The sequence below is a fragment of the Nocardioides halotolerans DSM 19273 genome, from assembly GCF_000422805.1.
GTDB classification, from domain to species: Bacteria; Actinomycetota; Actinomycetes; order Propionibacteriales; family Nocardioidaceae; genus Nocardioides; species Nocardioides halotolerans.
This window is the reverse complement of record NZ_AUGT01000028.1, coordinates 24,058-44,451: the sequence shown is the minus strand read 5'-3', so window position 1 is coordinate 44,451 and position 20,394 is coordinate 24,058. Positions and strand designations below refer to the sequence as shown.

The 20,394-nt window shown below is 72.7% G+C and carries 18 protein-coding genes; 2 read left to right on the top strand and 16 right to left on the bottom strand.

Annotated features, from left to right (window positions below):
• Nucleotides 1–6: 6 nt before the first annotated feature.
• The 3 genes from G514_RS0109430 to G514_RS0109420 are packed head-to-tail and all read right to left on the bottom strand — an operon-like array spanning nt 7 to nt 3,159.
• Entirely contained in the window at nt 7–1,485 is a 1,479-nt protein-coding gene (locus G514_RS0109430; protein WP_157544688.1) for a glycosyltransferase family 61 protein, read from the bottom strand.
• A complete protein-coding gene (locus tag G514_RS0109425) occupies nt 1,472–2,095 on the bottom strand; it encodes a sulfotransferase family 2 domain-containing protein (protein ID WP_211222099.1) in 624 nt (207 codons plus the stop codon). The genes G514_RS0109430 and G514_RS0109425 overlap by 14 nt, the downstream gene beginning before the upstream one ends.
• The gene (locus G514_RS0109420) at nt 2,095–3,159 is read right to left on the bottom strand and encodes a sulfotransferase family protein (protein ID WP_028651545.1); all 1,065 of its coding nucleotides are present in this window, start codon (nt 3,157–3,159) and stop codon (nt 2,095–2,097) included. Before G514_RS0109420 ends, G514_RS0109425 begins: the two co-directional genes overlap by 1 nt.
• A gap of 36 nt (nt 3,160–3,195) precedes the next feature.
• On the opposite strand from G514_RS0109420, the gene G514_RS25880 reads away from it, so the two are divergent.
• The gene (locus G514_RS25880) at nt 3,196–3,852 is read left to right on the top strand and encodes a sulfotransferase family 2 domain-containing protein (RefSeq protein WP_051247215.1); all 657 of its coding nucleotides are present in this window, start codon (nt 3,196–3,198) and stop codon (nt 3,850–3,852) included.
• Nucleotides 3,853–3,919: 67 nt separating this feature from the next.
• Here the strand turns inward: G514_RS25880 and G514_RS25875 are convergent, their stop codons facing one another.
• From G514_RS25875 to G514_RS25860, 8 genes are all read right to left on the bottom strand, one after another.
• A complete protein-coding gene (locus G514_RS25875) occupies nt 3,920–4,360 on the bottom strand; it encodes a globin domain-containing protein (RefSeq protein WP_036564329.1) in 441 nt (146 codons plus the stop codon).
• Between the two features lie 132 nt (nt 4,361–4,492).
• Nucleotides 4,493–5,098, bottom strand: a complete 606-nt coding sequence (folE, locus tag G514_RS25870; RefSeq protein ID WP_036564326.1) for a GTP cyclohydrolase I FolE — start codon at nt 5,096–5,098, stop codon at nt 4,493–4,495.
• Nucleotides 5,095–7,197: an ATP-dependent zinc metalloprotease FtsH gene (gene ftsH / locus G514_RS0109400; RefSeq protein ID WP_028651544.1), complete on the bottom strand. Its 2,103-nt coding sequence runs from the start codon at nt 7,195–7,197 to the stop codon at nt 5,095–5,097. Before ftsH ends, folE begins: the two co-directional genes overlap by 4 nt.
• A gap of 189 nt (nt 7,198–7,386) precedes the next feature.
• Nucleotides 7,387–7,941, bottom strand: a complete 555-nt coding sequence (hpt, locus tag G514_RS0109395) for a hypoxanthine phosphoribosyltransferase (protein WP_028651543.1) — start codon at nt 7,939–7,941, stop codon at nt 7,387–7,389.
• A 5-nt stretch (nt 7,942–7,946) separates the two neighbouring features.
• On the bottom strand, nt 7,947–8,969 hold the full coding sequence (gene tilS, locus G514_RS25865; RefSeq protein ID WP_084151942.1) for a tRNA lysidine(34) synthetase TilS: 1,023 nt from the start codon (nt 8,967–8,969) through the stop codon (nt 7,947–7,949).
• Nucleotides 8,970–9,081: 112 nt separating this feature from the next.
• Entirely contained in the window at nt 9,082–10,164 is a 1,083-nt protein-coding gene (locus G514_RS0109385) for a zinc-dependent metalloprotease (protein ID WP_245582155.1), read from the bottom strand.
• A 40-nt stretch (nt 10,165–10,204) separates the two neighbouring features.
• A complete protein-coding gene (locus G514_RS0109380; protein WP_028651541.1) occupies nt 10,205–11,224 on the bottom strand; it encodes a hypothetical protein in 1,020 nt (339 codons plus the stop codon).
• 2 nt (nt 11,225–11,226) lie between these two features.
• Nucleotides 11,227–11,844 carry an RNA polymerase sigma factor gene (locus G514_RS25860; RefSeq protein WP_084151940.1) on the bottom strand — a complete coding sequence of 206 codons (618 nt, stop codon included), beginning with the start codon at nt 11,842–11,844 and terminating at the stop codon, nt 11,227–11,229.
• Between the two features lie 116 nt (nt 11,845–11,960).
• Here G514_RS25860 and G514_RS0109370 point away from each other — a divergent pair, with 116 nt between their 5' ends.
• On the top strand, nt 11,961–13,322 hold the full coding sequence (locus tag G514_RS0109370) for a hypothetical protein (RefSeq protein ID WP_028651540.1): 1,362 nt from the start codon (nt 11,961–11,963) through the stop codon (nt 13,320–13,322).
• Between the two features lie 8 nt (nt 13,323–13,330).
• On the opposite strand, the gene purB is transcribed toward G514_RS0109370, so the two are convergent.
• The 5 genes from purB to G514_RS0109345 form a co-directional block, all read right to left on the bottom strand.
• Nucleotides 13,331–14,749 (bottom strand): adenylosuccinate lyase, encoded by a 1,419-nt coding sequence (gene purB, locus G514_RS0109365; protein WP_028651539.1) that lies wholly within the window; start codon nt 14,747–14,749, stop codon nt 13,331–13,333.
• A 99-nt stretch (nt 14,750–14,848) separates the two neighbouring features.
• Entirely contained in the window at nt 14,849–16,120 is a 1,272-nt protein-coding gene (gene purD, locus G514_RS0109360; protein WP_028651538.1) for a phosphoribosylamine--glycine ligase, read from the bottom strand.
• Nucleotides 16,121–16,155: 35 nt separating this feature from the next.
• A complete protein-coding gene (locus G514_RS0109355) occupies nt 16,156–17,076 on the bottom strand; it encodes a catalase (protein ID WP_051247213.1) in 921 nt (306 codons plus the stop codon).
• Between the two features lie 97 nt (nt 17,077–17,173).
• A complete protein-coding gene (locus tag G514_RS0109350; RefSeq protein WP_028651536.1) occupies nt 17,174–18,898 on the bottom strand; it encodes an Ig-like domain-containing protein in 1,725 nt (574 codons plus the stop codon).
• A gap of 200 nt (nt 18,899–19,098) precedes the next feature.
• Nucleotides 19,099–20,394 carry an adenylosuccinate synthase gene (locus G514_RS0109345; RefSeq protein ID WP_028651535.1) on the bottom strand — a complete coding sequence of 432 codons (1,296 nt, stop codon included), beginning with the start codon at nt 20,392–20,394 and terminating at the stop codon, nt 19,099–19,101.

The window sequence follows — 20,394 nt, the reverse complement described above, 5'->3', positions numbered from 1 at the left end:
GCGACCCTATTGGTCCCGGTCCCCCGCGAGCACCGCTCGGAGGAACTCGCCCTCGCGCTCCGGGCGGTAGACGAAGTCGGAGTGGAAGCTCTCGCGGCTGAAGTGCCCGTCGACACGCGGCACCAGCGGCTCGCACACCACGACGTCGAGACGGTGGCCGAGCAGCATCGACATGAGGTACTCGTTGTGGGCGGGATAGGCCTCCGAGACCACCAGCACGACGTGCTTGGGAGCGCCGGCGAGGGCGACGTGGAACATCGCGCTGCCGGCGTAGCCCGCCACCACCTCCGCCCGGCGGACGAGCTCCACCTGGTCGGCCAGCGGGTGGTCCTCCATGAACACGACCTCGAAGCCCGCCGACCTGAACTCGGCCTCGAGCTCGGCGGCGTTGACGCAGGCTCGCTTGGTGCCGCGGCGGCCGAGGAAGACCCGGCTGGGCCACGGGCCCGCGCCGGCCTGAGCCGACAGCGCGACGCTCAGTGCGTCGTAGGTGTCGAGCATCGCGGGGTGGACGTACGCCGGGCGGCTGAACATCGGCGTGCAGCCGACCAGGCGCTCGACCCGGACCGGGCCGGTCGCGACGTGTACCGCGCCGGCCGGGACGCCGCCCGCCGCGAGCAGGTCGCGCTGCCACTCGGCGAGCTCACCGGAGTCAGCGAAGAGGAGCGCCCCGAGCGACGGGTCGTCCTGCCGCGCGCGCTGCCAGCCCCAGAGGTGCGAGACCTGCTCGCTGACGGCGTGCCCGAAGTGCCACCCGAGGTGGTTGTCGAGGTGGAACCACCGGCCCGGGAGGAGCGGCGGCTCGGCGTCGGGCAGCGGCGACCGGGCGAAGTCGGCGCCCAGCTTGTCGAGCGCGACGTTGCGGCGCCGACGGTCCTCGACGGTCGTGAACGTCTCCGGCAGGACGACGTGCCGACCGACCACGACCTGCTGCGGGAGGCAGACGGCGTTGGGGTACTCGCGGAGGAACATCGGCGGGGCGTCGTAGTGGTCCGGCGTGGGGTTGGCCGGCATCGGGCCGCTGGTCCGGAGGCGGCCGCGCACCGGCCAGCTCGCGCCGGGCACCACGTCGAGCACGCGGCCGCGGCCGGGGTCGAGGGCCAGCAGGTCGCTCGTCTCGGCGTCGCCGACGATCGCGCAGGCGTCGTCCTCGGCGGTGACGGCCTCGACCCGGCCACCGGCGGTGCGGCGTACCCAGACGCCCCCTGGCCGGACGTGCGGCAGCAGCCGGGCCGCGCGCCCGTCGCTCCCGCGCGGCACGAGGTCGGCCACGGCGTCGTAGCGGCCCTGCGCCGCCAGACGGACGTGGAGGCGGGTGCCCCCGGACCGGACGTCGTGCCGCACGACGCAGCCCGGCCGCCACGCCTCGATCGCGGCCACCGCCGGCCGCTCCTTGCCGTCGACGAGCACCGCGACCCGCGTCGCCGCCAGGTGTCCGATCGACCGCTCCAGCTCCGCGAGCACGGGGTGCTCAGTCGAAGGCATAGCCGAAGGCGCGCAGGTCGGTCTCGAAGAGGTCGGCGACCCGCTGGCGCATGGCGGGCGTGAAGTGCGCCCGGAAGTCACCCCCGCCGCCGGCGTTGCGCTGGTCGAGCTCGGGCTCGAAGCCGAGCCGCTCCCCGACCCTCGCGATGTCGTCGGACAGCGTCTCGGTGCGGCCGATGAAGTCGACCCGGCGCTCGCCGTCGCGCAGGTAGTCGAGCTGGGGGCGGCGCAGCCGGTCGAACCGCTCGGTGCCATCCATGACGAAGCTCTCGAAGTCGGGGCAGTGCTCGAGGACCCCCGCCCAGAAGTCGTTGCGCTCGATCCGGGTGGCGACCCACGTGTTGCCCCGGTCGGCGGCCGCCTTGCGGCGCTCGATCATCTGGTACCACGACCACAGCCGCGCCCACGGGTTGCGGACGAACCCGAAGGACCAGTGGTCCGTTAGCTCGGGGTGGGCGCGCAGGGCGTCGGCGTACGTCGCGTGCTTGGCGCCCGGCAGGCCGGTCACCTTGCGGACGTCGGGCACGTGCCGGCGCAGCAGGTGCTCGATGCTCTGGCCGCCGGTCTTCTGGACGTGCACGAACAGGACGCGCTGCGCCTCGGACGCCATCATCGGCCGCGACCGCGGAACAGCCTGGCGACCAGACCGTCGTCGTCCTGCTGCTCGGATCCCTGCCCGGACCCGAGCCTGGCCTCGGCGCTCCGGCGCCGCTCGCGCTCCTCGCGCAGCCGGCCGCGGATCTTGTCGGCGCCGGCGGCGGTGCCACGGCGCTCGCGGTGCCGGGCCTCGTCGAGGGAGACCGCGACCGCCTCGGCGTAGTGCGCGTCGTAGAGACCTCGCAGCTCGTCCATCCGGGCCGCGGCCGCGGCGTCGCCGGGGTCGGCGACCAGCAGGCCGAGCTGCTGCCACGCGTCGTCGGCCAGGTCGCGCAGCCAGTCGGGGAGCACGATGTCGTCCCAGGTCAGGGTGGACCGGCGCATGCCCGGGTCGAGGAAGGCGTCGAGGCCGCGCTCCTCGGCCAGCGGCAGGTCGAGGGCGAGCTGGGTGTCGACCCGCCCGAGCGCGGTCCGCCAGTCGGCGAGCAGGTCGTCGTAGCGGATGAAGGCGCGGCGCGCGCCCCGCGAGCGGGCCTCGGTGACCAGCGCGACGTTGAGCCAGGCCGCGGTGTTGGACGTCTCCTTGACCCGGCGCTCGGCGTCGGTGCGCCGGCCCTCGCCCCAGGTGCGGTCCTGGGAGCCGACGACCTCGGCGGGGTGCCGCAGCGCGGTGAGGATCCGCAGGTCGCGGCCGGCCTGCTCGGCCGCGCGCAGCCACAGCGGCAGCACCCAGGCGGCGTGGGGGTCCTTGACGACGACGTGCGGCTCCTTCTGCCGGCCCAGCCAGTCGCGGAGCTCGGCCTCGACCGCGCCGTCCTCGAGCAGCGCGGCGACCCGCGCCTCGGCGCGCGGGCTGCCGTCGCTCGGGCGCACCAGCGCGCTGCGCATCAGGCGCTTGTGGAACTCGATGACCCACCGCGGCTCGAAGTGGCCCTTGGCGTTGCGCTCGGAAGCCGGGACCTCGGGCTGCGGCACGTGCCAGCCGAGGTGCTTCAGGCTGCCGGCCAGGGAGCTGGTGCCGCTCCGCATGGAGCCGGTCACGAGCACCACCGTGTGGCCGGACTGTTCGCTGGTCATCTCAGCGGAAGCCTAGGACGTGTCTATGTTGGGCCGGTGATCGTCTCCCACGAGCACGGGTTCGTGTTCATGAAGACCCGCAAGACCGCGGGCACGTCCGTCGAGATCGCGCTGTCGCGGGTCTGCGGCGCGGACGACGTGATCACGCCCGTGATCGACGAGGACGAGGAGCTCCGCCGCGCGCACGGCGGCCGGGGTCCGCAGCACTACGAGTCGCCGCCGCACCTGGAGCGCAGCGCGTTCAACCACATGCCGGTCTCGATGGTTCGCAAGATGCTGGGGCGCAAGAAGTTCGAGTCCTACCTCTCCTTCGCCGTCGAGCGGAACCCCTGGGACGCCGTGGTCTCGCTCTACCACTGGCGCAACCGCGACGCCGCGCCCGGCGCGGAGGTGCCGTTCGGCTTGTACGTCGCCTCGGAGGCGGTCACGACGTTCGCGACGAAGAACCAGCGGATCTACCGCATCAAGGGCGAGGTCGCCGTCGACCGCGTGCTGCGCTACGAGGCGCTCGACGCCGAGCTGGCGGTGCTGTGGTCCGAGCTCGGCCTCCCCGGCGCACCCGACCTGCCGCACGCCAAGGGCGGCACCCGGCCGCGCGCGGCGTCGTACCGCTCCTACTACGACGACGCGTCCCGCGAGCGGGTGGCCGAGCTGTTCGCGGCGCCGATCGCGGAGCTGGGCTACGAGTTCTGAGGTGCGTCGTTTGGCGTCGAGTGACCCCAGGTGGTCCCCGGGAGCGCTCCCAGACGTGCAGAACGGGTCACTCGACGGGAGCCGACCCGTCCACCACCGGCATCGGCAGCCCGTCGGGCACGTCGTCAGGCGACGCGAAGTGGTGGTTGACGTACTCGTTGGCGCCGCGGAACCAGCTCACCAGCGCCTCGCGGTGCTGGTCGGGCACGCCGGCGTCCTCGAGCGCCCGCGCGAAGCACTCGACCGCGCGCCGGTCCATCTCCGCGTGGGGGCCGTTGCCGCTGTGCCGACGCACGACATCGGCCTCGGTGCCCATGGACGCCGAGAACGTCGTCGGCCCGCCGAGGACCTCGGCCCAGTACGCCGCCAGCCGCTCGGTGTGGTCGTCGCGGAACCCGTGGCGAAACGCGTGGCTCACCACCGGGTCGGCGAGCACCCGCTCGTGCCAGTGGTGCGCGACCGCCAGCACGGCGTCGGCCCCGCCCATCGCGTCGTACAGCGTGGTCATGATGGCCAGCCTCGCCGAGGTGGCGGTGGGTGGGCAACGGGTGTGCACAGGGACGGACGTTGCTACGCCATCGCCCCGCTGTGGAGACCGGTTGCTCACCCACCGCTCCCCCTGACGTGCGGCGGTCGACCTTCAGCCGTTGCGGTGGATGAGCGCCATGGCCTCGTTGCGGGTGGTGGCGTTGGTGCGGAAGGAGCCGCGGACCGCGGAGGTGATGGTGCGGGCGCCGGCCTTCTTGACCCCGCGCATGGTCATGCAGAGGTGCTCGGCCTCGATCACCACGATCACGCCGCGGGCCTGGAGGATCTCCATCAGGGCGTCGGCGACCTGGGTCGTCAGCCGCTCCTGGACCTGAGGGCGCTTGGCGTAGACGTCGACGAGCCGGGCCAGCTTGGACAGGCCGGTGATCCGGCCGGTGCCGGAGGGGATGTAGCCGACGTGGGCCACGCCGGTGAACGGCACCAGGTGGTGCTCGCACATCGACCAGAGCTCGATGTCGCGGACCAGCACCATCTCGTCGTGGCCGAGGTCGAAGACGGTGGTCAGCACGTCCTCGGGTGCCTGGCGCAGCCCGGCGGTCAGCTCCTCGTAGGCGCGTGCGACGCGGGCCGGGGTGTCGCGGAGCCCCTCGCGGTCGGGGTCCTCGCCGATCGCGATGAGCAGCTCGCGGACGGCGGCCGCCGCGCGCTCGTGGTCGAACGCCGGTACGTCGGCAGGCGCGCGGGAAGCCTCGGTCACGTCGGTCCGGAGCCGCCAGGTGCAGGAGGCGTGGGGGCCTCGCCGCCGCCGACCGGGGGGGCGCCGTGGACGTCGCCGCCGGCGCCGGGCGGGGTGACCACGACGCCACCCTCGCTCTCGGGGCCGGAGCCGTTGGCGCCGTTCGACCCGGGTGCGTAGCCGTTGACCGCCGCCCGCGCCCGGATCTCCTCGGGGATCTCGACCGCCGGGATCGTGGAGGGACGCCGGTCGGGCGAGCCCGTCCACGCGGGCCGCTCGGGGCGGCGCCGCAGCGGCTCGAAGACCTTCGCGATCTGCTCCTTGTCGAGCGTCTCCTTGTCGAGCAGCTCGAGGACCAGCGCGTCGAGGACGTCGCGGTTCTCCTCGAGGATGTCGAAGGCCTCCTGGTGCGCCGTGTTGAGGAGCTTCTTGGTCTCCTCGTCGACGATGCCGGCGACCTCCTCGGAGTAGTTGCGCGCGTGGCCGAGGTCGCGGCCGAGGAACGGCTCGGAGTTGGAGTCGCCCAGCTTGATCGCGCCGAGCCGCTCGGTCATGCCGTACTGGGTGACCATCGCCCGCGCCACCGACGTGGCCTTCTCGATGTCGTTGCCGGCACCCGTGGTCGGGTCGTGGAAGATCAGCTCCTCCGCTGCCCGGCCGCCGAGCATGTAGGCGAGCTGGTCGAGCATCTGCGAGCGCGGCTGGGAGTACTTGTCGGAGTCGGGCAGCACCATCGTGTAGCCCAGCGCCCGCCCACGCGGCAGGATCGTCACCTTGTGCACCGGGTCGTTGCCCGGGAGCGCCGCCGCGACGAGCGCGTGGCCGCCCTCGTGGTAGGCCGTGATGAGCTTCTCCTTCTCGCTCATCAGGCGGGTGCGGCGCTGCGGGCCGGCGATCACGCGGTCGATGGCCTCGTCGAGGGTCTCCATCGTGATCTGCTTCTGGTTGGTGCGCGCGGTGAGCAGCGCGGCCTCGTTGAGCACGTTGGCGAGGTCGGCGCCGCTGAAGCCGGGGGTACGCCGAGCGACCGAGATCAGCTGGACGTCCTTGGCGAGCGGCTTGCCGCGCGAGTGGACCTTGAGGATCTGCTCGCGGCCGGCCAGGTCGGGCGCGTCGACCTGGATCTGCCGGTCGAAGCGGCCCGGGCGCAGCAGCGCCGGGTCGAGGACGTCGGGACGGTTGGTGGCCGCGATGAGGATCACGCCGCCGCGCACGTCGAAGCCGTCCATCTCGACCAGCAGCTGGTTGAGCGTCTGCTCGCGCTCGTCGTGGCCGCCGCCCATGCCGGTGCCGCGGTGGCGACCGACCGCGTCGATCTCGTCGATGAACACGATCGCCGGGGCGTTCTCCTTGGCCTGCTCGAACAGGTCGCGCACCCGCGAGGCGCCGACGCCGACGAACATCTCGACGAAGTCGGAGCCGGAGATCGAGTAGAACGGCACGCCGGCCTCGCCGGCCACGGCGCGGGCGAGCAGCGTCTTGCCGGTGCCCGGGGCGCCGTACAGCAGCACGCCCTTGGGGATCTTGGCGCCGACCGCCTGGAACTTCGCGGGCTCCTGGAGGAACTCCTTGATCTCGCCGAGCTCCTCGATCGCCTCGTCGCAGCCGGCGACGTCGGCGAACGTCGTCTTCGGCATGTCCTTGGAGATCAGCTTGGCCTTGGACTTGGCGAACTGCATGACGCCGCGGCCGCCGCCGCCCTGCATGGAGTTCATCAGCCAGATGAAGATCACGATCAGCACGATGATCGGCAGGATCGAGAACAGCAGCGAGCTCAGCAGGCCCGGCCGCGAGACGTCGACGGTGACCTTCTCGATGTTGCCGTCGCGGAACTGCTTCTGGGCGGCGTTGAACAGCCCGCGCTGGGTGCCGCTGAGGTACTTCGTGGTGACCTCGCGCCCGCCGTCGCGGTCGACGCTGTCGTCGAGCGTGGCCTTGATGACCTGGTCACCGTCGACGAAGGTGATGTCCTTGACCTCGCCGCTGGAGATGTACTCGCTCATCTGCGACGAGCTGATCTCGTCGCCGCCACCTGAGCTGATCAGGAACTGCATGGCGATGAGCACGCCGACCACCGCGACGACGATCCAGATCAGTGGACCCTTGAAGATGCGCTTCACGGACTTCTCTCAACGACGGACACCTGGAGGTACGACGGTACAGACCGCCGCGAATGTCAAGTGTCTCAGGTGACTCGCGATCCGGCGAGGCGACGACGACCCGTTCGCTGAGCGCGGACGGATCCTCAGGCTGCGTTCAGGCTCGCGCCTCAGCCAGCCCCAGCCGGCCTCAGGCGGCCTCAGCCGGCCTCAACCCCCGTAGACGTGGGGGGCGAGCGTGCCGATGTCGCGCAGGTTGCGGTAGCGCTCGCGGTAGTCGAGGCCGTAGCCGACGACGAACTCGTTGGGGATGTCCCAGCCGACGTACTTCACGTCGACGGGCATGGTGAGCGCCTCGGGCTTGCGCAGCAGGGTGCAGATCTCGACGCTGGCGGGGTCGCGCGAGCCGAGGTTGGACGTCAGCCACGACAGGGTCAGGCCGGTGTCGATGATCTCGTCGACGATGATCACGTCGCGGCCGCTGATGTCGGTGTCGAGGTCCTTGAGGATCCGCACGACGCCGCTCGACTTGGTGCCGGAGCCGTAGGACGAGATCGCCATCCAGTCCATCTCGACGTGCCGCGAGAACGAGCGCGCCAGGTCCGCCATCACCATCACCGCACCGCGCAGGATCCCGACGATGAGCAGGTCCCTGCCCTCGTAGTCGGCCTCGATCTGACGGGCGAGCTCGCCGAGCCGCTCCTGGATCTGGGCCTCGGTGTAGAGAACCTCGACGAGATCGGACTCCACGTCGGCTGCGTGCATGGCGGTCAGCCTTGCACAGCCGTCGGCCGGAACCGCAGCCGACCGTTCCGTCCCCCGGAGGAGAGGTACGCCGTCACGTGACCGGGCAGCTGGGTCTCCGCGCCGCCGGTGTGGGAGGCCACCAGGTGGCCGAGGGCGGCGACGTGGACGTGGAACAGCTCGGCGCCCGTCGCACCCGCGTCGAGCGCGGCCAGCCGGAGCACCCGCGACCGGGTCGCCCGGGGCAGCTCGGCCAGCGCCGCGACCTCGATGCCCTCGGGGTCGACGAGGTCGGCGTACGCCTCCTCGGCGAGCCGGTCGAGGAGCTCCATGTCGGCGCGCAGCTGGTCGGCGGTGCGGGCCAGGGCACCGGTCACGCCGGGCCCGAGCTCGTCCTCGAGGAGGGGGAGCACCTTGCGGCGCACGCGCACCCGGGCGTACGCCGGGTCGAGGTTGTGCGGGTCGTTCCAGTACTCGATGCCCTCGACCTGGCAGGCGGTCACCGTGTCGGTGCGGGTCACGTCGAGCAGCGGCCGGCGATAGGGGCCGAAGCTGCGCCGCATGCCCGCCAGCGAGCGCCCGCCCGAGCCCCGGGTGAGACCCAGCAGCACGGTCTCCGCCTGGTCGTCGAGCGTGTGACCGAGCAGCACCCCGATCGCGCCGAAGTGCTCGGCCAGCTGGTCGAGCACGGCGTACCTCGCCTCGCGGGCCGCGGCCTCGGGCCCCTGCCCGCCGCCCTGCACCTCGACCCGCGCCGTCGCGGTCTCGTCGGCTCCGAGACCGGCCATCTGCTCGACGACCCGCGCGGCGTGCGCCGCCGAGTCGTCCTGGAGGCCGTGGTCGACGGTCGCCCCGATCACGCGCAGGCCCAGCTTGTGGCCCTCGAACACGGTCGCGGACAGCAGCGCCAGGGAGTCGGGCCCGCCCGAGCAGGCCACCAGCACGGCGGCCTCCGGGGCCGGCGCGCCGCCCGGTTGCTCGGCGAGCAGAGCCGCGAGGGTCCGGCGTACGGCGACCCGGACCGCCGCCAGCGACGGGTGGAGGCTCACGCTCGCGCCGCCTCCGCGCGGGGGTAACTCACCGTTCGGTCAGCTCCCCTGCCGTCGTGACGGTGCACAAGCTGACCGAACGGTGAGTTACCCCGACGGGTCCGAGCCACGGTCACGTCCGCAGCACGCGCGCCATCCAGGCGTCGGGATCGGAGATCTCGGCACGGGTCGGCAGGTGCTCGGGCTGCTCCCAGACCACGTTGAAGCCGGACATCCCGGCCTTGTCGGCGACCGAGCGGACGAACGCCGCGCCGTCGCGGTACTGCGCCATCTTGGCGTCGAGCCCGAGCACCCGGCGAAGGAAGCGGTCGAGCACGCCGACGCCCTTGCGGCGCTCGGTGAACTTGGCCCGGATCTGGGCGACGGACGGGATGACGGTCGGGCCCACGCCGTCCATGACGACGTCGGCGTGGCCCTCGAGCAGCGACATCACGCCGGTGAGCCCGTCGAGCAGCGCCTTCTGCTCCGGCGTCCCGACCACGTCGAGGAGGCTGCCGCCGCCGGAGCCCCCCGAGCGGGCGTTCCTGAGCCCCTCGAGCACCCGGCCGAGGCCGTCCTCGAGCAGGCCCGAGGGCTCCATGGTCTCGGCGAACTCCTGGATCTTGCCGAACAGGTGGCCGCGCATCCACGGGACGGCGGTGAACTGGACTCGGTGGGTCTCCTCGTGCAGGCAGACCCAGAGGCGGAAGTCGTGCGGGTCGGCCCCGAGCTCGCGCTCGACGTGCACGATGTTGGGGGCGACGAGCAGGAGCCGGCCGTCGGGCTCGTGGAACGGGTCGAACTGGCCCAGCACCTTCGAGGCCAGGAAGCCCAGCACCCCGCCGACCTCGGCGCCGGTGATCTTGGAGCCGACGGCCGCGCTGAGCCCGGTCGGCGGCTTCTTCTGCGTGAGCTTGTCGACGACGGGCGCCAGCAGGGTCGAGAACGCGTCGGCGTTCGCCTGCACCCAGCCGGCCCGGTCGACGACCAGCACCGGCGCGGAGTGCTCGCGCGCGGTCAGTCCGGTGAACTCGCGCACCAGCCCGGTCGACCGCTCCGCGCCCGCCCGGAGCTCCTCGACGATGGCAGGTGCCTCGTCGCGCCCGACGCTCGGCCCCTCGCCGGCGAGCCGGCCGCCGATCCGCACGGCGAGGTCCCAGTCGACCATCTCGGCTCGGTCACCCGCGCCGCCGTCGGCGCGATAGGCCTGCGTCATACGTGCCAACCTAACCGGCGGGCCGAAGCCCGGTGCCGCGTCAGGGGCAGCCGAGCCCCTCGCGGTACCAGTCCGGGACCTTTCCTGCGGCCACGCCGTCGCCCAGCTCCCAGACCACCTCGGGGTAGTCGCCCTCGGCGTCCATCTCGACGAGGATCGGCCACTGCCGCGAAGTGCCGAGCACCCGGGCCGCCTCGTCCGCGAGCGCCGGCTGGTGGTGGGTGACGGCGTTCTCGAACGCTTCGATCCAGGCACACGCGTAGGCGCCGGCCACCTCGACGCCGAACTGGTAGCGGTCCTCCGCCTCGCCGTCCACGAACGACGCGAACCGGCCGGGCGGGAGCGCGGCTCCGGAGACGCCCTCGATGTCCTGCAGGATCCGTTCGGCGGTGGCCTGCCGCTCCGCCACGGTGACGTAGCCGTCGGGGAGCGAGGCGTCGAACTCCGCGTCCGTGGTCAGGCGGAGCTTGCCGAGGAGCGCGAGGTAGCCGGCGCGGTCGACACCGTCGGCGCGCAGCTCCATCCAGCGGCCGTTGACGACCTCGCGGATGGCGGTGTGGTCGGTTGGGGAGTAGGCCCACATCTGGGCGGGCCGGCCGAGCACCTCGATCGGGTCGCCGGGCGCGGGCGGGTCGACGATGTACTCGCGGTCCCTCACGTAGGAGTCGTAGTCCTTCGCGGCGTACGTCGTGATCTCGAGCGAGGCGTCGCCGTTGCTCCAGCGCACGCCGTCGCCCAGCCCGTCGTAGTGCCACCCGGGCGCGTCGAGCACCACCGCCTGGCCCTCGCCGAGGCCGAGCCGGGCGGCCATGGAGGTCTCGCGGCCCGGCGGCTCGGTGGTGCCGTGCTGCTGCCACCACACCGTGCCGCCGGCGAGGCCGGCGACGACCGCCGCGGCGGCCAGCGGCGCCGTCCAGCGGGTACGGCGCGAGGCGCGCGGGGGCGTGGCTTCGGTCCGGCGGTCGGGTGCGACGGTGGTCATGATCTCCTCCAGGAGCTCGGCCCGCCCGGACCCGAGCGGGAGCCTGGAGACCGCGTCGTCGGTCAGCTTCGGGATCATGGCTAGCGCTCCTTCCGGGTGAGCTCGATCGGTCTGTCGGAGTGGTGATGTCCGGGCGGTCCCGGGTCGTTGCAGGCGTCGTTGCACGCGTGGCCGCAGGGATCGTGGCCCAGCAGCTCGCGCAGGCGGGTCCGCGCGCGCGAGAGCCGGGGTCGGACGACGGCGCCGCTCAGCCCGAGCACCTCGGCGATCTCGCGCGACTCGAGCCCCTCCCACAGGTGCAGCTCGAGCACCTCCTGGTCGCGGGCGCTGAGCCGCCCCATCGCCGCGGTGACGTCCTCCCGCTGCACCACCTCGTTGCTCGCGTCGGGGACGTGGGCGCTCAGCTCGCGGCGGAGCCGTTCGCCCAGCGCGGTGCGGCGGCGCTCACCGCGGCGATGGTTGGCGAGCACCCGGCGGGCAACGCCGTACAGCCACGGGCGCACGTCCGGGCCTTGCGGCGCGTACGCCAGCCTCCGCCACGCGACGAGGAACGTGTCGGCGGTGACGTCACCGGCGTCCGCGGCCCGCTCGACGCGGCGCAGCGCATAGCCGAGCACCGCGTCGAAGTGGGCGGCGTACAGCTCCCGGAACGCGCGCTCGCGCTCGTCGAGACTCGGTCGCTCGGGAGGAGGGCCCACGTCAGTCACATGTCCGGCAGCGCGGGGTGCGTTGCACGGTCATCGGGTCATCCTCCCGCACGGCGCACCGGCCCGGGATCGCGCGAAGACCGGCCCGCACGGGGCACCGTGTACCCATGACCAGCACCGCCGCCGCACCGGGGAGGGGCTCGCACGCGCGCTCGTCCTCGACGCGGCGCACGGCCGCCCTCGCGGTGCTGCTGGCCGTGGTGTTCACCGCCGTGGCGTGGCTGCGGCTCGACGGCACCACGCGCGGGACCGGCTGGGCCGACGACCGGCAGTTCGTCCAGGACGGGGTGGAGCAGGGCCTGTGGTCGAGCCTGTTCGACCCGTACGCCGGCTACCTGCACGTCGTCCCGCGCCTGGTCACCCAGGTGGTGCTCTGGGTGGCGCCGTTCCCCGACGTCGTCATCGGGATCACGCTCGCGTCGTGCGTGGTGGCCGGGCTGGTCGGCGCCCTCGTGTTCGTCTGCAGCGGCTCGGTGGTCGACCACCTCGCAGCCAGGCTGGTGCTGGCCGCGATCACGGTGCTGGTGCCGGCGGCGCCGATCGAGGTGGCCGGCAACGCGGCGAACCTGCACTGGTACTTCCTGTGGCTCGCGCCGTGGCTGCTGATGGCCGCGCCCACCCGGTGGCTGAGCGGCTTCGCGCTCGGCGTGGTCGCGCTCCTCGCCGGGCTCACCGAGATCCAGGTCGCGATGTTCGTCCCGCTGGTGCTGGTCGACGCGCGCAGCAGGTACCGCCTCCCGGTGGTGGCCGGGCTGTTGCTGGGGGTGGCCGCCCAGGTCGTCGCCACCGTGACCAGCCCGCGCACCGAGCCCTACGGCCGCCCGCCCGACCTCCACGACCTCGTCCAGGCCTACCCGGTGCACGTCGTGGTCCCGGCGTGGCTGCCCAAGTTCCACGGCATCCGGGCCACGGCCTTCGACACCTGGCCGATGGTGGTGCTCGCCTGCGTGCCGTTCGTGCTGATCGCGGGCGCGCTCGTCGCCACGACGATCGTCCGGCTGCGCCGGGGGCGACCGAGCGCTCGGCGCGACCTGGTGGTGGTCGCCTTCTGCCTGGTCGGGGCCGTGGTGCCGTTCGTGATCGGCTACTGGCTCAACCACGTCGCGCAGCCGGGCACCGTCACCCTGCACCGGCTCGGCAAGCAGGCGCCGCTGCGCTACGGGCTCGTGTCGACGATGTTCCTCCTCGCCACCGCGGTCGTCGGGGCCGACCGCCTGCCCACGCGGCTCCCCTGCCGCCGGCTGGTGGTGCCCGCTCTCGTGGTCGCGGTGGCCGTGCTCTGCCTTGCGCACTTCGACGTCGGCCGGACCTACCGGTCGCACGGACCGGCGTTCAAGCCCGGCTACGAGCGCGCCAGCGCCTCGTGCCGCGCGGGTGCGTCGTTCGGCGCGATCTACTTCGCGCCCAAGTCGCACTTCTGGCTGCTGCGCCTCGACTGCGAGGACTTCCGGAGGGTCGAGGGCGGCTAGGCCGTGGCCTAGACGATGCTGCCCGGCACGTACGCCGCGGCCTCGGGGTGCCGGCTCGTCACCTCGGCCACCCGGCGGACGACCTCCTGGGTCTGCGCGACCGCCGCTCCGGTGAACGAGATCGGCTCGGCGACGAGGACGTCGAGCTGGTCCTCGGTCAGGCCGAGCCGGGCGTCGGCGGCGAGGCGGGCGAGCACGTCGTTGTCGGCGGCGCCCTGCCGCAGGTCGAGCGCGACCCCGACCGCGGCCTCCTTGATGGCCTCGTGGGCGACCTCGCGGCCCACGCCGTTGCGAACCGCCGCCATCAGCACCTTGGTGGTCGCGAGGAACGGCAGGTAGCGGTCGAGCTCGCGCTGCACCACCGCCGGGAAGACCCCGAACTCGTCGAGCACGGTGAGGAAGGTCTGGAACAGGCCGTCGGTCGCGAAGAACGCGTCGGGCAGGGCGACCCGGCGTACGACCGAGTCGGAGACGTCACCCTCGTTCCACTGGTCGCCGGCCAGCTCGCTCACCATCGACAGGTGGCCGCGGAGCACCACGGCGAGGCCGTTGACCCGCTCGCAGGAGCGGGTGTTCATCTTGTGCGGCATCGCGGACGAGCCGACCTGGCCCTCCGCGAACCCCTCGGTGACGAGCTCCTGGCCGGCCATCAGCCGGATCGTGGTGGCGAGGTTGGACGGCGCCGAGACCAGCTGGACGAGCGCCGAGACGACGTCGAGGTCGAGCGAGCGCGGGTAGACCTGACCCACGCTGGTCAGCACCCGGTCGAAGCCGAGGTGGTCGGCCACCCGCTGCTCGAGCTCGGCCAGCCGGTCGCTGTCGCCGCCGAGCAGGTCGAGCATGTCCTGCGCGGTGCCCATCGGGCCCTTGATGCCACGGAGCGGGTAGCGCGTGAGCAGCTCCTCGAGCCGCTGCAGCGCGATGAGCAGCTCGTCGGCGACGGTCGCGAACCGCTTGCCGAGCGTGGTCGCCTGCGCGGCGACGTTGTGGCTGCGGCCGGCCATCACGAGCGTCTCGTGCTCGGCCGCGAGCCGAGCGAGCCGGGCCAGCGCCGCCACGGTGCGGTCGCGCAGCAGGACCAGCGACTGGCGGACCTGGAGCTGCTCGACGTTCTCGGTGAGGTCGCGGCTGGTCATGCCCTTGTGGATGTGCTCGTGTCCGGCCAGGGCGCTGAACTCCTCGATCCGCGCCTTCACGTCGTGGCGGGTCACCCGCTCGCGGGCGGCGATCGAGTCGAGGTCGACCTTGTCGACGACGTCCTCGTAGGCCTCGACCACCCCGTCGGGCACGTCGACCCCGAGGTCGCGCTGCGCCCTCAGCACCGCGATCCACAGCCGCCGCTCGAGCACGATCTTGTGCTGGGGCGACCAGATCTCGGCGAGATCGGCGCCGGCGTACCTCGTGGCGAGGACGTTGGGGACGGTCACGGCTCCATTCTCCCGCATGGAGCCGACCCGGCCAGTTTCACCGGGTACCCGGTGAAACTGGTCCTGGCCGGGTGGAGTTCCTTACGGGAAGCGGCAGTTTCACCGGGTACCCGGTGAAACTGCCGCCGCGCCGGCGATGTCGGTGCGGTGCTGGGCGCCCGCGAAGGAGATGCGGTCGACGCCGGCGTACGCCGTGGTGCGGGCGGTCGCGACGTCGGGGCCGGTGCCGACCACGGCCAGCACGCGGCCGCCCGCCGTGACGAGCTCACCCTCGTGCAGGGCCGTGCCGGCGTGGAAGACGTGGACGCCGTCGAGGGACTCGGCGGCCTCGACGCCGGTGATGACGTCGCCTGACGACGAGGTCACGGGGTAGCCGCGGCTGGCCATCACGACGGCCACCGCCGCGCCGTCGGCGAACACCGGCGGCGGCACCTCGGCCAGCCGGCCGGTGGCGGCGGCCAGGAGCAGCTCACCGAGCGGCGACTCGAGCAGCGCCAGCAGCGGCTGGGTCTCCGGGTCGCCGAACCTGGCGTTGAACTCCACGACCTGGAGGCCTCGGGAGGTCAGGGCGAGGCCGGCGTAGAGGAGCCCGGTGAACGGAGTGCCTCGACGGGCCAGCTCGTCGACCGTGGGCTGCAGGACGGTCGCGACCAGCTGGTCGACGAGGCCTGCCGGCGCCCACGGCAGGGGGGTGTAGGCACCCATGCCACCGGTGTTGGGGCCCTCGTCGCCGTCGTGGATGCGCTTGAAGTCCTGGGCCGGCTGCAGCGGACGGACGGTCGCGCCGTCGGCCTCGTTCCAGCCGCACAGCGCGAACAGCGAGACCTCCGGGCCGTCGAGGTACTCCTCCACCACCAGCCGCTCGCAGGCCGCCGCGTGCGCGAGCGCCTCCTCGCGCGACTCGGTCACCACGACGCCCTTGCCGGCCGCGAGGCCGTCGTCCTTCACGACGTACGGCGCACCGAGCTCGTCGAGCGCGGCGGCAGCCTCGTCGAGCGTCCGGCACACGAACGCCCGGGCCGTCGGGACGCCCGCGGCGTCCATGACCTCCTTGGCGAACGCCTTGGAGCCCTCGAGCTGGGCGGCCTGCGCCGACGGCCCGAACGCCGCGATGCCGGCGGCGCGGACCGCATCTGCCACGCCGGCCACCAGCGGGGCCTCCGGACCGACCACGACCAGGTCGACGCCCAGCGACGCGGCGAGCGCGGCGACCGCCGCGCCGTCCAGCGGGTCGACCTCGTGGAGCGTGGCGACCGCGGCCATCCCGGGGTTGCCGGGGGCGGCGTGCACCTCGCTCACCCCGGGGTCGCGCGCCAGCGCCCACGCGAGGGCGTGCTCGCGCCCACCGGTCCCGATCACGAGGGTCTTCACGGGTGAAGGCTAGGAGGTCGGACTAGGAGGTCGGGCTAGGAGGTCGGGCGGGCCCTCCGGGACACGGACTCGGAGTAGGCGCCGGTCCGGTAGCGCAGGATCGGGTCGTCGGAGAGCTCGATGCCGTCGACCACCCGGGTCGGGTCGAAGACGGTCGGCACGCCGCCGACCTCAGGGTCGGGCAGCTCGCCGGTCACCTCGATCCGGCCGGCGAGGAGCTCGCGGCAGCCCTTCCACTCCGAGGTCGCGGAGTGCGGGTCGTGGCCCCCGCCCGCCACCTGGACCCACAGCTCGTGGACGACCGGACCACGGCGCAGCCGGGCCGCCATCTCCTCGGCCAGCCGGTCGCGCCCCGCGAAGTCCTCGTCGAGGCGGTCGGCCTTCGACGCGGTCGCCCGCAGGACGTAGCGCACCCACGACCTGCGCCCCTCGGCGTCGAGCCAGCCGTAGGCGTGGATCGGGTAGAAGGTCACCTCGGCGAAGCTGACGGGTGAGCTGACCGCGCGGGCGCGGGCCCCGGCGAGGAGCGCACCGAGGGTCCCCGGGTGCCGCGCGAGGAACACCGGCAGCCGCAGCGGCGCCAGCCTGGGGTTGGCCGCCGCCTCGGTGAGCTGCACGAAGACCTCGGGGTCGTCGGTCGGGAATCGCGGCGAGGTCTGGCCGAGCAGGTCGGTGGCGGTGCCGTCGGGCTGGCGGAACTTGACCGCCATGCCGCGGATGTCGGGCGCGGGGTCGGGGACCCGCGCGTTCCCGCCGGCGTTCGACCACCGGACCACGACCTCGTGCGGCCGGCCGTCGAGGTGCGCCGCCCGGCACAGGGTGGTCGCCTCGGGGGTCGCGGTGAACGTGCCGGTGTAGAACCGGCCCTTCGCGTGGAGCGTGCGGTGCCCGTCCGGCCCACCGAACGTCGCACGGAGCCGGTCGACGGCCCGCTGAGGGCTCAGGGGGGTCACCACGACGCCAATCTAGTGACGCGGGTCGGGCCGGAGACGCCGAGCGCCCCGGCCCGCACGTGGCGGACCGGGGCGCTCGTGAGCAGCTGGGCTGCGAGGACTACTTCTTCTTCTTGTGGTTCTTGACCTTCACGACCACCGACGCCTCGGAGGTGAGGGTCGAGCCGGTCCCGGCGAAGACCGCCGTGATCGTGTGCTTGCCCTTGGCCAGCGTGGAGGTCACCTTGATCTTGACCATGCCGTTGGCGCCGAGGACGCCGGTGCCGATCTTGGTGTCACCGTCGAACAGGTCGACCGTGCCGCCGGTCGCCACACCGGTCGAGGTCACGGAGACCTTGCCGCGGACGTGCTTGCTCTTGGTCGTCACCTTGCGGGGGCTCACCTTGAGCGTGGTCGTCGAGGCGGCCTTGGTGACCGTCACGGTGACGGTGCCGTGGGTGCTGCCGCCGTTGCCGTCGGTGACCGTGTAGCCCAGCACCTTGGTGCCGACGAAGTCCTTCGGCGCCGCGTAGGTCAGCTTGTTGCCGGCCACGGTGCCGTCGGTCGAGGTGAAGGTGAGGGCGTCACCGTCGGGGTCGGTCGCCGCCAGCGTCACCTGGACGCTGGTGCCGGCCGCGGTCGTCGCCGCCTGGTCGGGCGCGACCGGGGCGCGGTTGGCGCCGGAGAAGGTGAACCGGCTCAGGCCGACGGTGATCGAGTTGATGACGCCGTCACCCTGGACGCCCGAGCCGAGCGACCAGCCGGCCAGCACGATCTTGGCGTTCGGGAAGTTGGCGCGCCACTCGGAGAGCAGCCCGTGGTTCTCCGAGCCGGAGCCGCCGGTGTGCGACGGGGCGCCGTCCTTGACGAACTGCGCCGAGCCGTTGCTGAGCCACCAGTCGTGGCCGTAGATGGTCTCGCCCACGAGGATGCCGTCGGACGTGCCGTCGCCGTTGAAGTCGGTGACGAGCTGGACGCTCGGCTTGGTGCCGCTGTAGTAGGTGTGGTCCATGCTCGGCTCACCCGCGTCGGCCAGGGCCACCGGCGCCGGGAAGTAGCCCGCCGCCTTGTCCTGGGAGGTGTTGCTGTCGGTGTGGACCCGGACCCCGCCGATGGCGCGGAAGTCGTTGTGGCCGCCCGGGCGCGTCTCGGACAGGTCGACGTCGCTCTCGTACTTCACGATGGTGGTCGGCTCGTCGGACTTCACGAAGTAGTAGGGCTGGCCGCCGATGACGAAGGCGTGGATGACGCCGTCGCCCTTGACGCCGGACCCGAGGGACCAGCCGGCCTGGATCACGTCGGCGTTGGGGAACGCCGTGCGCCACTCGGCGAGGGTGCCGTGGTTGTCCGAGCCGAAGCCGCCGGTGTGCGAGGGTGCGGCGTCCTTGACGAACTGGGCGGCGGCGTTGTTGAGCCACCAGTCGTTGCCGTAGAGGACCGAGCCGTCGGGCTTGGTGGGCTCACCGACGAGGATGCCGTCGATGGTGCCGTCGTTGTCGAAGTCGACCTTGAGCTGCTTGCCGGGGACGACGGTGTTGGCGCCGTTGGGCGTCCAGGTCATCGACGGCTCGCCGATGGCGGCCAGCGGCTTGTGGGCGTCGAAGTAGCCCGCGGCCTTGTCGGTGGAGGTGGCACCCTCGGTCCAGACCCGGACGCCCGAGCCGTCGGTGCGGAACTCGTTGTGACCGGTGGCGCGGGTGTCGGTCAGGTCGACCGTGTGCGAGGCGACCGCGACCTCGTCGGCGGCGTGGGCCGACGGCGCGGCCAGGAACAGGCCACCCGTGACGAGCGCGCCGACGGCGGTGCCGGCGCTGAGACGGCCGAGCCGTCGATGGTGGTGAGACATGACTGATGAAGCCCTTCGAGGAGGAGGGATGAGACCTTTCCGGCTCCCTCACCGGAAGGTCGGCCGCCCGAGCGGGCCGTAGCGAAGGTAACTGTTGTCGCCGACAACGACTAACCAACGACGGCCCCTTGGGTCGAAATGACCCAGGTGGGCTACGTCGCCTGGCCCGTCTCGGGGGTGCGGTGGTGCGGGCGCGCGGGCTAGAGGAGAGCGTGGACGACGATCGTCGCGTCACGGGCCGGGCCGACCCCGATCGCCGAGATCCGCGCGCCCGAGAGCTCCTCGACGCGCTCGACGTAGGCCCGCGCGTTGGCCGGCAGGTCCTCGACGGTGCGCGCCTCGGAGATGTCCTCCCACCAGCCCGGCAGGTACTCGTAGACGGGGACGGCGTGGTGGAAGTCGGACTGGTTGACCGGCATCTCGTCGTGGCGGGTGCCGTCGACGTCGTAGGCCACGCAGACCGGCACCTGCTCGAGGCCGGTGAGCACGTCGAGCTTGGTCAGCACGAAGTCGGTGACGCCGTTGACGCGCGCGGCGTAGCGCGCGATGACCGCGTCGTACCACCCGCAGCGCCGTGGCCGGCCGGTCGTCGTGCCGTACTCCTGGCCGACCTTGCGCAGGTGCTCGCCGGCGTCGTCGTCGAGCTCGGTCGGGAACGGCCCCTCGCCGACCCGCGTCGTGTACGCCTTCACGATGCCGATCACGCGGTCGAGCCGGGTCGGCGGGATGCCCGAGCCGGTGCACGCCCCGCCCGCCGTCGCCGACGACGAGGTCACGAACGGATAGGTGCCGTGGTCGACGTCGAGGAGCGTGGCCTGGCCGGCCTCGAGCAGGACGGTCTCGCCGCGGTCGAGCGCCTGGTTGAGCAGGAGCCCGCTGTCGACGACGTACGGCGCGAGCCGGTCGGCGTACGACGCCAGCTCGTCGACGATCTCGTCGACCTCGGGCGCGCGGCGGTTGTAGACCTTGGTCAGGATCTGCCCCTTGAGCTCGAGGACGCCCTCGACCTTGGCGCGCAGGATCTTGTCGTCGAAGAGGTCCTGGACGCGGATCCCGATGCGGTTCATCTTGTCGGCGTAGGTCGGCCCGATCCCGCGGCCGGTGGTGCCGAGCCGGCGCGAGCCGAGGAAGCGCTCGGTGACCTTGTCGAGGGTCTTGTTGTAACTCGCGATCACATGGGCGCTCGCGGAGATCCTGAGCAGCGAGGTGTCCACCCCGCGCTCCTCGAGCCCGTCGATCTCCTCGAAGAGCACGCCGAGGTCGACCACGACGCCGTTGCCGATCACCGGCGTGCAGCCCGGGGTGAGGATCCCGCTGGGCAGCAGGTGGAGGGCGTACTTCTCCTCCGTGTCGCCCAACCGGATGACGACGGTGTGGCCGGCGTTGTTGCCGCCGTTGAACTTCACGACGAAGTCGACGCGGCTGCCGAGGACGTCGGTCGCCTTGCCCTTGCCCTCGTCGCCCCACTGGGCGCCGATGATCGCGATGGCTGGCAC